9 protein-coding genes are annotated in these 14,114 nt (G+C 67.1%); 8 read left to right on the forward strand and 1 reads right to left on the reverse strand.

What is annotated here, in order from left to right:
* The first annotated feature begins 40 nt into the window (after positions 1 to 40).
* From fliL to FHS03_RS03895, 8 genes are all read left to right on the forward strand, one after another.
* Positions 41 to 559 (forward strand): flagellar basal body-associated protein FliL, encoded by a 519-nt coding sequence (gene fliL / locus FHS03_RS03860; protein WP_183440037.1) that lies wholly within the window; start codon positions 41 to 43, stop codon positions 557 to 559.
* A gap of 23 nt (positions 560 to 582) precedes the next feature.
* Entirely contained in the window at positions 583 to 1,563 is a 981-nt protein-coding gene (gene fliM / locus FHS03_RS03865; RefSeq protein WP_183439707.1) for a flagellar motor switch protein FliM, read from the forward strand.
* 50 nt (positions 1,564 to 1,613) lie between these two features.
* On the forward strand, positions 1,614 to 2,030 hold the full coding sequence (gene fliN, locus FHS03_RS03870) for a flagellar motor switch protein FliN (protein ID WP_183439708.1): 417 nt from the start codon (positions 1,614 to 1,616) through the stop codon (positions 2,028 to 2,030).
* Positions 2,027 to 2,674, forward strand: coding sequence for a flagellar biosynthetic protein FliO (gene fliO / locus FHS03_RS03875; RefSeq protein WP_183439709.1), 648 nt, complete (start codon positions 2,027 to 2,029; stop codon positions 2,672 to 2,674). Before fliN ends, fliO begins: the two co-directional genes overlap by 4 nt.
* A complete protein-coding gene (gene fliP / locus FHS03_RS03880; protein WP_183439710.1) occupies positions 2,664 to 3,431 on the forward strand; it encodes a flagellar type III secretion system pore protein FliP in 768 nt (255 codons plus the stop codon). Before fliO ends, fliP begins: the two co-directional genes overlap by 11 nt.
* Positions 3,432 to 3,444: 13 nt before the next feature.
* Positions 3,445 to 3,714, forward strand: coding sequence for a flagellar biosynthesis protein FliQ (gene fliQ, locus FHS03_RS03885; RefSeq protein WP_050411946.1), 270 nt, complete (start codon positions 3,445 to 3,447; stop codon positions 3,712 to 3,714).
* Positions 3,715 to 3,723: 9 nt separating this feature from the next.
* Positions 3,724 to 4,548 carry a flagellar biosynthetic protein FliR gene (fliR, locus tag FHS03_RS03890; protein ID WP_183439711.1) on the forward strand — a complete coding sequence of 275 codons (825 nt, stop codon included), beginning with the start codon at positions 3,724 to 3,726 and terminating at the stop codon, positions 4,546 to 4,548.
* A gap of 84 nt (positions 4,549 to 4,632) precedes the next feature.
* Positions 4,633 to 12,717 carry an SPM autocatalytic domain-containing protein gene (locus FHS03_RS03895; RefSeq protein WP_183439712.1) on the forward strand — a complete coding sequence of 2,695 codons (8,085 nt, stop codon included), beginning with the start codon at positions 4,633 to 4,635 and terminating at the stop codon, positions 12,715 to 12,717.
* 148 nt (positions 12,718 to 12,865) lie between these two features.
* Here the strand turns inward: FHS03_RS03895 and flgL are convergent, their stop codons facing one another.
* The gene (flgL, locus tag FHS03_RS03900) at positions 12,866 to 14,110 is read right to left on the reverse strand and encodes a flagellar hook-associated protein FlgL (RefSeq protein WP_307729507.1); all 1,245 of its coding nucleotides are present in this window, start codon (positions 14,108 to 14,110) and stop codon (positions 12,866 to 12,868) included.
* Positions 14,111 to 14,114: the final 4 nt, after the last annotated feature.

Genomic DNA, 14,114 nt, shown 5'->3' on the forward strand with positions numbered 1-14,114 from the left:
GATAGACAGCAGCAAGGCAGACTTGAAAGCGAATCCCAAGATGAAAGCGGAAGCCAAGGCCGATGCGCCGCCAGCGGGTGGCAAGAAAAAAATGATGATCATCATCCTCGCCGCCGTGCTGGTGCTGGGCGCCGGCGGTGGTGGCGCGGCCTGGTTCCTGAGCAAGGGCGCCAGCGCCGACCATGAAGAGGAAGCGCCCAAGGCCAAGAAGGGCAAGAAAGCGCACAAGGCGGCCGGTCCGCCCGTGTATGTGCCGGTCGAGCCGTTCACCGTCAATCTGCAGCCCGAGACCGAAGGCTCGGAGCAGTATCTGCAGCTGGCCTTCACGCTGCAAGTGGGCAGCCTGGAAGAGGTCGAAATCGTCAAGCAGAATATGCCCAAGGTGCGCAGCCGCGTGCTGCTGCTGCTGTCGAGCAAACACGCGTCGGAAATCAATACGCCGGAAGGCAAGCAGCAGCTCAGCAGCGAAATCATCGAGCAGATGAAGCTGCCGTTCGAAGAGCGGGGCGATGCGCAGGATGTCAGCGAAGTCCTGTTCACCTCCTTTATCATTCAGTAACCCGTAGCGAGTCGTAGCGAGTCATGGCTGATAATTTTCTCTCCCAGGAAGAAGTCGATGCCCTTTTAAAGGGCGTCAACGGCGACCAGGACGACGCCCAGGCGCCGGAGGAAGTCGCGGGTGTCCGGACCTATAATCTGGCCACCCAGGAGCGCATCGTCCGGGGCCGCATGCCGACCCTGGAAATTATCAATGAACGCTTTGCCCGTCTGCTGCGTGTCGGCCTGTTCAACTTCCTGCGCCGCAGCGCCGAAGTGTCGGTCGGTTCGGTGCGCGTTTCCAAGTACAGCGAATTCATCCGCAACCTGGTGGTGCCGACCAACCTGAACCTGGTGCACATGAAGCCGCTGCGCGGCACGGCGCTGATGGTCTTCGATCCGGGCCTGGTCTTCCTGCTGGTGGACAATCTGTTCGGCGGCGACGGCCGCTTCCACACCCGGGTCGAGGGCCGCGACTTTACCCAGACCGAGCAGCGCATCATCCTGCGCATCCTCGATATCGTGTTCGAGGCCTATACCAAGTCCTGGGAACCGGTGTACCCGGTCGAATTCGAATACATCCGTTCCGAGATGAACACCCAGTTCGCCAATATCGCCACGCCCAACGAGGTGGTGGTGGCGTCCACCTTCACCGTGGAACTGGGCTCGGTCTCGGGCCAGATCCACTTCTGCATGCCCTACTCGATGATCGAGCCGATCCGCGATGCCCTGACGTCCTCGCTGCAGGGCGAGGCGCTGGAAGTGGACAAGCGCTGGATCCGCCTGATGACGCAGCAGATCCAGATCGCCGAAGTGGAGCTGGTGGCGCGCCTGGGCACGGCCCGCGTCAGCTTCGACGAGATCCTGAATATGCGCGTGGGCGACATCATTCCGCTGACCATCCCGGAAAGCATCGAGGCCACCGTGGACGGCGTGCCGGTGCTCGATTGCACCTATGGGGTCATGAATGGACAATATGCGCTGAAGGTGGAGAAATTGCTGGCCAATGCCGATAACCTCAAATAAGAGACCTCTAAGCGGCGGCGCGCCGGGAACTGCAACACAGGAGAGTAAGAATGTCGGACAATCAAGACGATCAAAGCATAGAAGACGATTGGGGCGCGGCCATTGCCGAGCAGGCCAAGGCGGAAGCGGACGCCCTGCAAAGCCAGGCCGCCACGGCCGCCGTCTTCAAGGACTTTTCGAAAACCGCCGCGAAATCGGAAACCCATAACGATATCGACTTCATCCTCGATATTCCCGTCCAGCTGACGGTGGAACTGGGCCGCACCAAGATCGCCATCAAGAACCTGCTGCAACTGGCCCAGGGTTCGGTGGTGGAACTGGATGGCCTGGCCGGCGAGCCGATGGACGTGCTGGTCAACGGCTGCCTGATCGCCCAGGGCGAGGTGGTGGTGGTCAACGACAAGTTCGGCATCCGCCTGACCGATATCATCACGCCTTCCGAACGCATCCGAAAACTCAATAAATGAAGCCTGGTTTCCCTCGCGCCGCCCTGCTGGCGGCTTGCTGCACCCTCCTCCTCGCCGCCGGCCCCGCGCCGGCCCAGCACAGCGCCTCCGGCACCATCGCCGCCCCAACCAGCCCCGCTCCGGCGGCGGCCGGCACGGGTGCGACTGCCGCGCCAACGGGCGCAACGGTGCAGGCGGCTGAGGCTGGCCCCGCCACTGGCGCGGCAGCCGATAGCGCGCCCGCCGCCACGCCGGAACAGCAGGCGGCGCTGGCCGGCGCGCGTCCGGCCCATCCGGCCGGTCTGGCGCCGGCCGGTCCTTCGGCCGCCGGTTCGCTGCTGCAAACCACGCTGGCCCTGGCCGTTGTGCTGGGCCTGCTGGTCGGCCTGGCCTGGCTGCTCAAGCGCTTCGGTCCGCGCAGCATCGCCAGCGGCCATACCGTCAAGCTCGTGGGCGCGCTCAGCGTCGGCGCGCGCGAACGCATCCTGGTGGTGGAAGTGGGCGAACAATGGATCGTGGTGGGCGCTTCGCCCGGCCGCATGAACGCGCTGGCCACCATGCCGCGCCAGGAAGGCGTGGCCGACGCGCTGCCGCAGCAGAACCTGCCGGGCGCCAATTTCGCCGAGTGGTTCAAACAGACGATCGAAAAACGCAATGACAAATAAGCAGTCTGCGACGAAGCGGTCCGCGCGCACGCTCCTGCTGGCCGGCGCCGCGCTGGCCTTGCCGCTGTGGGCGGCGGCGGAACCGACGATTCCCGCCTTCACCAGCACGCCGGCGTCCGGCGGCGGCACCAATTACGGCCTGTCGCTGCAAACGCTGATCCTGATGACGGCGCTGACCTTCATCCCGGCGGCGCTGCTGATGATGACCGGCTTCACGCGCATCGTGATTGTGCTCTCGCTGCTGCGCCAGGCGCTCGGCACCCAGTCGGCGCCACCCAACCAGGTGATGATCGGCCTGGCCCTGTTCCTGACCTTCTTCACCATGGGACCGGTGTTCGACCGCATCTATACCGAGGCTTACCAGCCTTTACAGGAAAATAAGATCAGCATGCTGCAGGCGCTGGACAAGGGCGCCGCCCCGCTCAAGACCTTCATGATGAAGCAGACGCGCCAATCGGACCTGGCCCTGTTCGTCAAGATTTCGCGCTCGCCGGCGCTGCAGGGGCCGGAAGACGTGCCGCTGCGCATCCTGGTGCCGGCCTTTATCACGAGCGAACTGAAGACCGCCTTCCAGATCGGCTTCGCCATCTTCATCCCCTTCCTCATCATCGATATGGTGGTGGCCTCGGTCTTGATGTCGATGGGCATGATGATGATGTCGCCGGCCGTCATTTCGCTGCCGTTCAAGCTCATGCTGTTCGTGCTGGTCGATGGCTGGCAGCTGCTGCTGGGTTCCTTGGCCCAGAGCTTCTACTAAGGAGGAAGCCGCGATGACGCCCGAAACCGTCATGACCATGGGCCGCCAGGCCATGGAAGTCACGCTGATGGTGGCCGCGCCGCTGCTGCTGGTGGCCCTGGTCATCGGCCTGGTGGTCAGCATCTTCCAGGCCGCGACCCAGATCAATGAATCGACACTGTCCTTCATCCCCAAGCTGGTGGGCGTGTTCGTGGCCCTGGTGGTGGCCGGGCCGTGGATGCTGTCGGTCATGCTCGACTATATGCGCCAGGTGCTGACGGGCATACCCGCCCTCGTCAGCTGACCGGCCCTCATGCTTTTCCTCTCCGCTGCCGATATCAACACATGGATCGCCGGCCTCCTGTGGCCGCTGACCCGTGTCCTGGGCTTGATCACGGCCGCCCCGGTCTTCGGCAATCCGCGCATCCCGATGACGGTCAAGCTGTGCCTGGGCGTGATGGTAGCCATGGTGATCGCGCCCAATGTGCCGGCGCTGCCGGCCGCCGATCCGCTCTCGTACGCGGGTTTGCTGATCCTGGTCAAGGAAATGATTATCGGACTGGCAATGGGGATGGCCATGCGCATCGTGTTCGCGGCAGTGGAAATGGCGGGGGAGATCAGCAGCCTGACCATGGGTCTGGGCTTCGCCACGTTTTTCGACCCGATGTCGGCGGGGCGCTCCTCGGCCATCGCCCAGTTCCTGGCCCTGGTGGCGACCATGGCTTTCCTGGCCGTCAACGCCCACCTGGTGCTGATCGAGGTGCTGGCCGAAAGCTTCATCACGCTGCCGGTGTCGGCCCAGCCCTTCGTCGGCGGGCCGTTCAAGCAGCTGGCCGACTGGGGCGGCAAGATTTTCAGCGCCGGCCTGCAACTGTCGCTGCCGGTGGTGGCGGCGTTGTTAATTACCAACGTCGCGCTCGGCATCCTGACGCGCGCGGCGCCGCAGCTGAACCTCTTCGGCATCGGCTTTCCCGTCACGCTGGGCGTGGGTTTGCTGGTGCTGGCACTGTCCCTGCCTTACCTGTCGGGACCGTTGCAGAACATCTTCCTGCAGGGCGTGGAGACGGCGCGCAAACTACCGCGCGACTGGGGTCAGCCAGCCAAGCCGCCCGGGGCGGCGCCGCGCCCGGCGCCCTGAGCGGCTGACGGCCGGTTACAAATGTTTGATTTCCATGTGGCAATAATTAGCTTATCATGGTCAAGCTGCCCGGAGAGCGTATAAATGTCTATCGTATTTGAAACCCAACAGATTGCCGGCCTGACGACCTATCAGATCAGTCTTCTGACATCGGACGATATCAAGGCCCTGACGCCTGAACTGATGCCGCTGTTTAGCAGCGCGCAGCTGAACGCGCTGTCGACCAGCCAAATCAAATACCTGGAAAACGCCGACCTTGCCACTTTGACATCGGACCAGATCGGCTGGCTGGGCAGCCGCCTGATCGGCGCCTTCAGCAGCAGCCAGATCGCCGCCCTCGACACGGCGCAGATCCGCGGCATCGACAGCCAGGACATGCCGGCCCTCTCCAGCAGCCAATTGGCCGCGCTCAGCGCGGTGCAGCTCGGCGCGCTCACTACCCAGGAACTGGCCGGGCTGCGCAGCCAGCAAATCGCCGTGCTCAACAGCGACCAGGTGCCCGGCTTCGGCAGCGACCAGCTGGCCGCCCTGAGTTCGGGCCAGTTGCGCGCCTTCAGCACCCAGGCATTGCGCGCGCTCGACCCGACGCGCCTGGTGTCGAGCAGTATTCCCTATCTGACGAGCAGCCAGTTGAACAGCCTCGACGCGGCCCAGTTGCAAGTGCTGAACAGCGACCAGATCATCGCCCTCGGCAGTGCCCAGTTGAACGGCTTGAGCAGCGCCGCCTTGATCGTGCTGTTGAGCGAACAGATCGCCGCCATCGAAACGCGCGATATCGCGGCGCTGGCCTGCCAGCAGATCGCCGCCTTGCAGCCGGGCCAGATCACGGCCCTCACGACCGACCAGATGCGCGCCCTCGGCACGCGCGGCCTGGCCGCGCTGAGCACCGACCAGATCCCGGTCCTGAGCACCGACCAGCTCGGCGCCCTGCCCTCGCTGGCCAGCCTGTCCACGGCCCAGATCGCCGCGCTGGCGCCCGAGCAATTGGCCGTGCTCGCCACCCAGGCCATTGCCGGCCTGGGCAGCCAGCAGCTGGGCGCGCTCAAGGATTACCAGTGGCAGGCGCTGAACAGCGACCAAATCATCGCGCTCAGCACTGTCCAATTCGCCAACCTGTCGACGCAAGCCCTGAACCTGCTCGGCAGCGACCAGTTGGCCTTCATCGAAACGCGCGACATCGCCGCCTTGCGCACGGCCCAGATCGCGGCCCTGCAACCGGGCCAGCTCAGCGCCCTGAACACCGCCCAGTTCGCCAGCCTGAACAGCAACGATATCGCGGTGCTGACGACCGACCAGTTACCCGTGCTGTCCACCGACCAGCTGGCTGCACTGAAGACCTTGTCGACCTGGGGCAGCAAGCAAGTGGCGGCGCTGGGCAGCGATCAGGTCGCCAGCCTGTCGACGCGCAATCTGGCCAGTCTGGCCAGTGGCCAGTTGGCGGGCCTGAACCCCGAGCAGGCGGCCGCCCTCAATACGGCCCAGCTCATCGCCCTGAGCACGGGCCAGGTGCAAGCCTTGAACACCGTGGCGCTGCAGGCGCTCAGCACCAACCAGTTGCGGGCGATGGAAAGCCAGGATGTGGGGGCGCTGCTGACGCGCCAGATCGCCAGCCTGAGCACCGATCAGCTCAGCAATCTGCAAGTCCAGCAAGTCGCCGCCCTCGGCAGCGCCGCCACCCAGGCCTTGACGCTCGACCAGGTGGCCGCGCTCACCACGGCCCAGCTGGCCGCGCTGAAGGCGCTCGACGCCCTCAAAAGCGCGCAGATCGCCGCCCTCACCACCGACCAGATCAAGGCGCTGAGCACGGCCAGCATCACCGCCCTGCGCAGCAACCAGGTGGCGGCCCTATCGCCGCTGCAGGCCGGCGTGCTGAACTCGGCCCAGATCAAGGCCTTGAGCGCCAGCCAATTGGCCGCACTGAGCAGCGCCGCCCTGGCCGCCTTGCAGAGCAGCCAGTTGGGCGGCATCGAAACGCGCGATGTGCCGGGCTTGCGCAGCCAGCAGATCGCCGCCATGACCACCGACCAGATCATGGCCCTGGGCACGGACCAGATCCGCGCCCTCAGCACGGCCGGCGTGCGCGCCCTGAACAGCGACCAGATCGCCGTGCTCAACGCGGCCCAGCTCGATGCCTTCGCCAGCTTTGCCGGCTTCAGCACGCGCCAGATCCAGGCCTTCGGCAGCGCCCAGCTGGCCAGCCTGACGACCCAGGATTGGGCCAGCCTGAGCAGCGCCCAGATCGGCGCCGTGCAGGCCGGCCAGGTGGCCGGCCTGTCGGCCAACCATATCGCCGCGCTCAGCACGGCCCAGGTGCGCGCGCTGAACACCGATGCCCTGGCCGCGCTCAACGCCACCCAGGTCGCCGCCATCGAGCTGGCCGACCTGGCCGCCATGGGCACGCGCCAGATCGCCGCCTTCTCGACCGACCAGTTGGCCGCCCTGCAAACGGCCCAGTTGGCCGCGCTGACCTCGGCCGAGGTGGCCGCCCTGACCAGTGAGCAACTGGCCAGCCTGACGGCGGGCCAGCTCGACGCGCTGACCCTGACCTCGCTGAGCACGCGCCAGATCGGCCAGCTCAGCAATGCCCAGTTGCAAAGCTTGAACACGGCCGACCTGAGCGGCTTGCGCACGGCCCAGATCGCCGTGCTCAACACGGCCCAGATCGGCGCGCTGAGCACCACCCAGATCGTCGGCCTCAACACGGCCCAGTTCCGCGCCCTCGGCAGCGACGCCCTGCGCGCCTTGAGCAGCGGCCAACTGGCCGCCATCGCCTTCGACGACTTGCAGGCGCTGCGCACCAACCAGTTGAGCCTGCTCACCACGGCCCAGATTCCAGCCTTGCGCACAGCCCAGATCGCACAACTCACGACGGCCCAGATCGCCTCGCTCACGCCCGAGCAGAAAGCCGCGCTCAGCAGCGACCAACTGGGCGCCCTGGTCAGCCTGGCCTCGTTCTCGACGGCGGCCATTGCCGCCCTCACCACCGACCAGATCGCCTCGCTGAGCCTGGCTGTGCTGGCCGCGCTGCGCAGCAACCAGGTGGCGGCGCTGACCACGGCCCAGGTGCAAGCCATCAGCACGGCCGGCATCGTCGCCCTGCAGAGCAGCCAGTGGCGCGCCCTGGGGTCGGCCGCCCTGAATGCCTTGGACTCGGACCAGGTGGCGGCCATCGAGATCGCCGACCTGCAAGCGCTGCGCACGGCCCAGATCGCGGGCCTGGCGACGCAGCAGATCGCCGCCCTCACCAGCGACCAGTTCGGCGCCTTGAGCACGGCCATGATCGCCTCGCTGAGCACGCAGCAGATCGCTTCCTTGTCCCTGCTCCAGGTGGCCAGCTTCGCTTCCTTGGCCCCGCTGCGCAGCGCCCAGATCGCCGCGCTCACCACCAACCAGATCGGCGCGCTGGCGCCGGACCGCATCACGACCTTGCGCACCAACCAGCTCGCCGGCTTGAGCAGCGCCCAGATCGGTGCCCTCAGCAGCGACCAAATCGTGGCCTTGAACACGGCCCAGGTGCGCAGCCTGAGTCCGGCCACGCTGGGCGGCATGAGCACGACCCAGATCGCCGCCATCGAGGCCATCGACATCGCCGCCCTGAGCACGGGCCAGGTGCAGGCGCTGAAGACCCAGCAGATGGCCGCGCTCACGCTGGGCCAGCTCGGCGCCCTGAGTTCGACCCAGATCGCGGCATTGACCTCGCGCCAGATGGGCGCCCTGAGCACCACCCAGCTCGGCGCGCTCGGCCTGACCGGCTTGAGCACCGTGCAAATCCAGGGCTTGAACAGCGACCAGATCGGCGCGCTGACGCCGGACCAGGTGGCCAGCCTGAAAACGGCGCAGATCGCCGCCTTCACCACCAGCCAGTTCACCTTCTTCAATACCGACCAGATCCAGGCGCTGAGCAGCGCCCAGATGCGCGCCCTGTCCACCGACGTGCTGCGCGCGCTCAGCCCGGCCCAGATCCAGGCCATCGACCTGACCGATATCCGCAACCTGGCCACGGGCCAGATCGCCGGCCTGGGCAGCAACCAGTTGCAGGCGCTGAGCCTGGCCCAGATCATGTCGCTGACGACGGGCGAGATCGCGGCCATCGCCACCGCCCAGATCGGCGCGCTCAGCACGGCCCAGATCGACGCCATGGTCAGCCTGGTCAGCCTGACCACGGCCCAGATGGCGGCCCTGAATACCGCGCAGTTGAGCAATCTGAGCATGGGCGATTTCGCCGCGCTCAAGACCAGCCAGGTGGCGGCCCTGACCAGCTACCAGGCGGCCCACCTGACCGTGGGCCAGATCGCCGCCTTCTCCACCGCCCAGATCCGCGCGCTTACTCTGCGCGCCCTGGGCAATCTGGACGCCACCCAGTTGCAGGCGCTCGAAGCGGAAGACGTGCGCGCCCTGCTCACCACCCAGATCGCCGCGCTGGCCCCGGCCCAGCTGGCCGCGCTGTCGACCGGCCAGTTGCATGCGCTGAGCAGCCAGGCCATCGCCGTGCTGTCGCCGGCCCAACTGGCGGCGCTGTCGGCCGACCAGCTGGCCGCCCTGGGCGAATTGCGCGATTACAGCACGGCCCAGATCGCCGCCATGTCGACCGACCGCATCGTCGTCATGAGCGTGGACGACCTGGCCAGCTTGAGCACGCGCCAGGTGGCCGCCTTCAACTCGGCCCAGCTCTCGGTCTTCAGCGCCGGCCAGTTGCAGGTGCTGAGCACGGCGCAATTCGCCTCCCTTTCGACCGCGGCCCTGAACGGCCTGAGCGCCGCCCAGATTCCGCAGATCGAGCTGGAAGACATCGCTGCCTTAACGAGCAGGCAACTGGCCGCGCTCGGCTCGGACCAGTTGCAAGCCTTGAACGCGGACCAGTTGGGCGTGCTCAGCAGTGGCGATGTGGCCGCCCTGCGCACCCTGCAGATCAGCGTGCTGACCCCGGCCCAGATCGCGGCCCTGAACAGCCGCGGCTTGACCACGGCCCAGATCCGTTCCCTCAGCGACGCCCAGCTCACGGCCCTGCCGCTGGACAAGATCGCCGCCCTCACCAGCACCCAGTTGGCGGCCCTCGGCGACAGCCAGGTGCAGGCGCTGACGCCGGACCAGATCCTGGCGCTGGAAACGCGCCAGTTCGCCAGCCTGTCGAGCCGCGCCATCGCGGCCCTGACCCCGGCCCAGGTGGCCGGCATCGAGCTGGCCGATATCGCCGCGCTGCGCTCGACCCAGGTGGCGGCGTTCTCGGCCGCCCAGCTCGGCGCGCTGAACACCGACCAGATCAGCGTCATCAACACGGCCGCCATCAGCGTGCTCGGCATTCCGCAAATCCAGGCCATCTCGGTCGACCAGTTGCGCGCGCTGAGCACGGCCCAGGTGCGCGCCCTGAGCACGCGCGCCATCCGCGCCCTTGATGTGAGCCAAGTGGCGGCCATCGAACTGGACGATATCGCCGCCCTGCGCAGCGAACAGATCCGCGCCCTGTATTCCGACCAGCTGACGGCGCTGACCTCGGACCAGATCATCGCGCTGACCGACGCCCAGGTCGCGGCCCTGAGCACGGCCCAGCTGGCCGCGCTCACGCCCGACCAGTTCGCCCAACTGGGCGCCCTGATCGCCTTCACCAGCGACCAGATCGCCGCCCTGCCGACGGCGCGCATCGCCGGCCTCGACGCGACCCAGCTGGCCCTGCTCAAAACCAGCCAGATCGCGGCCTTGACCAGCCGCCAGATGCCGGCCCTGTCGAGCAGCCAGTTGGCCGACCTCAGCACCGCGCAGTGGCGCGCCTTCAACACGGCCGCGCTGCGCGCGCTGAGCACCGAGCAGATCGCCGCCATCCAGGGCGATGACCTGGCCGCGCTGCGCACCGACCAGGTCGCGGCGCTCAAAACCGAACAGATCGCCGCCCTCAACAGCGACCAGTTGCAAGTGCTGACCACGGCCGAACTGGGCGCCCTGACCAGCGCCCAGGTGCGCGCCCTCAGCAATGCCCAGCTGGCCAGCCTGCCCGGCCTGGGCGGCTTCGGCAGCAACCAGGTGGCCGCCCTGTCCAGCAGCCAATTGTCCAGCCTGGATGAAGCCCATCTGTCGACCCTGAGCACGCGCCAGATCGACGCGCTGAGCAGCCGCCAACTGAGCTGGCTGACCACGGACCAGATCGTGGCTCTGACCACGGCCCAGGTGCGCGCCCTCGACCCGACCGCCCTGGCCGGCCTCAGCACGGACCAGGTGGCCGCCATCGCCCTCGACGATATCGCCGCCCTCGGCACGGCGCAGATCGCCGCGCTGCGCACGGCCCAGTTCGTTGTGCTCAGCACCGACCAGCTCGGCGCACTGAACACGCGCGACATCGCCGCCCTGAGCACGGGCCAGGTCGCCAGCCTGAGCACGGCCCAGCTGGCCGCGCTGAGCACCCTGGCCGCCCTGGGCACCCTACAGTTTGCCGCGCTCAACTCGGTGCAACTGCCTTCGCTCAGCGCCGACAAGATCGCCACCTTGAAGACGGCCCAGATCGCCGCCCTCAGCACGCGCCAGATCGGCAGCTTGAGCACGGAGCAGATCGCCGCCCTGAGCACCAGTCAAGTGCGCTCCTTGAGCGTGGCCGCGCTGGGTGCCCTCGGCAGCGACCAGGTCGCCGCCATCGAGCTGCCCGACCTGGCCGCCCTGAGCAGCCTGCAATTGACGGCCTTGAAATCGGCCCAGATTGCCGGCCTGACGACCGACCAGATGGCCTCGCTGACCACGCGCGCCCTGCAAGTGCTGGGCACGGCCCAGATCCGCGCGTTGAGCGCCGACCAGCTCACCGCGCTCGGCACGCTCAACAACCTGAACACGGTACAGATCGCCGCGCTCGGCTCGGCCCAGATCGGCGCCCTGGCGGCTGAGCTCGTGGGCGCCATGCGCAGCAACCAGTTCGCGGCCCTGGGCGCCCAGGGCGCAAGCGGCCTGACCACGCTGCAACTGGCCACGCTCGGCACCACCCTGATCGCCGCCATGTCGACCAAGGCCCTGGGCGCGCTCAATTCCGACCAGTTGCAGGCGCTCGACGTCAATGAATTGCAGGCGCTCAGCACCGGCCAGTTCGCCGCGCTCGGCACCAGCCAGATCGCGGGCCTGAGCACGGTGCAGATCAGCGCCCTGACCACCAGCCAGGTGCGCGCCCTGAAAGCCGGCCAGATCCGCGCGTTGACCGCGGACCAGCTGGCCGCCATGACGGTCAGCGAATTCCAGGCCTTCAGCGCGGCCCAGGCCGCGGCCCTGACCACCGACCAGCTGGCCGTCATGCTGCCCGAGCAGCGCGACGCGGCCGGTCTGGAAAGCCCGCTCGTGCTCGACCTCGACGGCAACGGCATCCGCACCCTCGCGCTCGACCAGGGCGTGCGCTTCGACCTCGACGCCGACGGCCGCCTGCAACACACCGGCTGGGTCGGCCAAGGCGACGGCTTGCTGGCCCTGGACCGCAACGGCAATGGCCAGATCGACGATGGCAGCGAACTGTTCGGCACGGCCACGCGCACGGCCGGCGGCCGGGCGGCCCATGGCTTCGCCGCGCTGGCCGAACTCGACAGCAATGCCGACGGCGTCATCGACAGCCAGGACGCCGCCTACAGCCAGTTGCGCGTCTGGCAGGACAGCAATGCCGACGGCGTCAGCCAGGCCGGCGAGCTGCAAGGCTTGGCCGCATTGGGCATCGCCCGCCTCGGCACGGGCGCCCGCGCCACCAGCGAACTCGAGCAAGGGAACTGGATCGGCCTGCGCGGCAGTTACGAGCGCAGCGACGGCAGCCAGGGCCAGGTGGCCGACGTCTGGTTCCTGACTGCGCGCGATGGCGATCCGGCCAGCCTGAGCGGCAAAGTGGGCGCCCTGACCGACGCCCTCTCCGGCTACCGTTACGGCAACGCCACCCAGCCCGGCCTGCCCACGCTGACGCCGATGGCGGCGCAATCGCTGAGCGCGGCCGACGGCGCCAGCCTGAGCGCCAGCGTCGCCGCGCTGACGCGCCAGTTGCAGCACTTCGGCGCCGGCACCCTACCGGGCGCCGGCCTGCCCGCCGCCGACGCCCTCAACCAGGCCGCGCGCCAGGCGCAAGCGGCCGGCCTGACAGGCGCCGCCGCCCTCGGCGGCAACGGCAACAGCGAGGACTGGCAGCGCCGCGCCCAGCCCCAAGCGCTGCTGCTGGCCGCCAAATAGGCCTCACGCTGCCGAGTCCGTGTCCGATTGGGGTCAGACCCCAATCGGACACGGACTCGGCATTTATGCGCTGGCTGCGCGCGCTGGATTGAATGCGCAAAAAAAAACGGGAACCGAAGTTCCCGTTTTTGCTTTGCGGCGCGCGCGTTCAGATGTAGTTGAACAGCGACAGGCCGGAAATGTTCTTGTAGGATTTCTGCGCCGCCTCCAGCGTCATCTGCTGCTGGGTGAACATCGAAATCACCGCGATGGGATCGATTTCGGTCAGCTTGGACAGCGTGGTCTGGTACTGGATGTCGACATCGGAACCCGCGTCGTCCAAGTAATCGAGTTCCTTCAGCCCCGCGCCCATCTTGGCGCGCACCGAGAGCACATTGTCGAGCGCATTATTGATGTTCTGGTTGGCCACGCTGAGCTTGTTGGTCAGGTCGGTGCGCGCATTCGGGCCGTCGCCGGCCGTCTTTAGCGCCGTGATCAGGTCGCGCACCGTGGTAAACAGCGATTGCCGCTTGCTCGGATCGACCGTAAACACATCCTGGTCCGCCACCTCGCCCTTGACGTCGAACTGGATGCCGTCGAAGCTGATCGCTTCCCCGCTCTTGTAGGGCACGGGCGCCGGCGTCACCGGCGTATTGGTGGTGGTATCCATCACCATATAGCTGGTCTGGGCCGGCACGCCGGGCGTGGCCGGGGTCACGCTGAAGGTCAGCGCATACTGGTGGCCGGTCAGCTGGCTCGGGTCGATGACCGAGCCGGGCGAGATGATGCCGCTGCCGTTGCGGGTCTTGTTGCTGGGATCAGCCCCGGTCTGGAAGCTGCCGTTGCCAGTGATCGCGCCTTCGAACACGGAGGCGCCCGAATCGCTGATGGTGAGCTGGCGGCCCGAAGCCACCTGCAAGTCGCGCGCGCCCTGGTCGCCGTTGTACATGGCGCCGCCCGGCGTCTGGGTGAAGGGCTGGGTATTGAGGCGGTAGCCGCCGAACAGGAAATTGCCGGCCCCGTCGGCCGTATTGGCCTGGCCCAGCAGGTCGGTAAAGCGGCCTTCCAGCTCGATCACGAGGGCGTCGCGGTCCTTCTGCGTCTGGCCGGAATTGCCGGCGTTAACGATCAGGGTCTTGATATCCTTGATCAGATCGCCCGTCGAACCGAGCGCCAGATCGACGTGGGACATCGAGGCGCGCGCATTCTGCCGGTTGATCTTGAACTGGTCGTTCATTTCCTTCGACTGCGTCACCTCCAGCGCGCGCGCCGAGGCCACCGGATCGTCGGCGGCGGTCAGCACGCGGCGCCCGGTGGCAAGCTGCTGCTGGGTACGCGACAACTGGCTTTGCAAGCTGGTCAGCTGGTTCAGCCCAGTCTCGAAAATAGTGCGGGAACTGACACGCATATTCATGATG

It is taken from the genome of Pseudoduganella violacea, assembly GCF_014191875.1.
GTDB lineage: Bacteria > Pseudomonadota > Gammaproteobacteria > Burkholderiales > Burkholderiaceae_D > Rugamonas > Rugamonas violacea_A.

Coding starts and splice junctions, on each gene's coding strand:
- fliL (WP_183440037.1), top strand. CDS start 41: ATGAAAGCGGAAGCCAAGGCCGATGCGCCGCCAGCGGGTGGCAAGAAA.
- fliM (WP_183439707.1), top strand. CDS start 583: ATGGCTGATAATTTTCTCTCCCAGGAAGAAGTCGATGCCCTTTTAAAG.
- fliN (WP_183439708.1), top strand. CDS start 1,614: ATGTCGGACAATCAAGACGATCAAAGCATAGAAGACGATTGGGGCGCG.
- fliO (WP_183439709.1), top strand. CDS start 2,027: ATGAAGCCTGGTTTCCCTCGCGCCGCCCTGCTGGCGGCTTGCTGCACC.
- fliP (WP_183439710.1), top strand. CDS start 2,664: ATGACAAATAAGCAGTCTGCGACGAAGCGGTCCGCGCGCACGCTCCTG.
- fliQ (WP_050411946.1), top strand. CDS start 3,445: ATGACGCCCGAAACCGTCATGACCATGGGCCGCCAGGCCATGGAAGTC.
- fliR (WP_183439711.1), top strand. CDS start 3,724: ATGCTTTTCCTCTCCGCTGCCGATATCAACACATGGATCGCCGGCCTC.
- FHS03_RS03895 (WP_183439712.1), top strand. CDS start 4,633: ATGTCTATCGTATTTGAAACCCAACAGATTGCCGGCCTGACGACCTAT.
- flgL (WP_307729507.1), bottom strand. CDS start 14,110: ATGAATATGCGTGTCAGTTCCCGCACTATTTTCGAGACTGGGCTGAAC.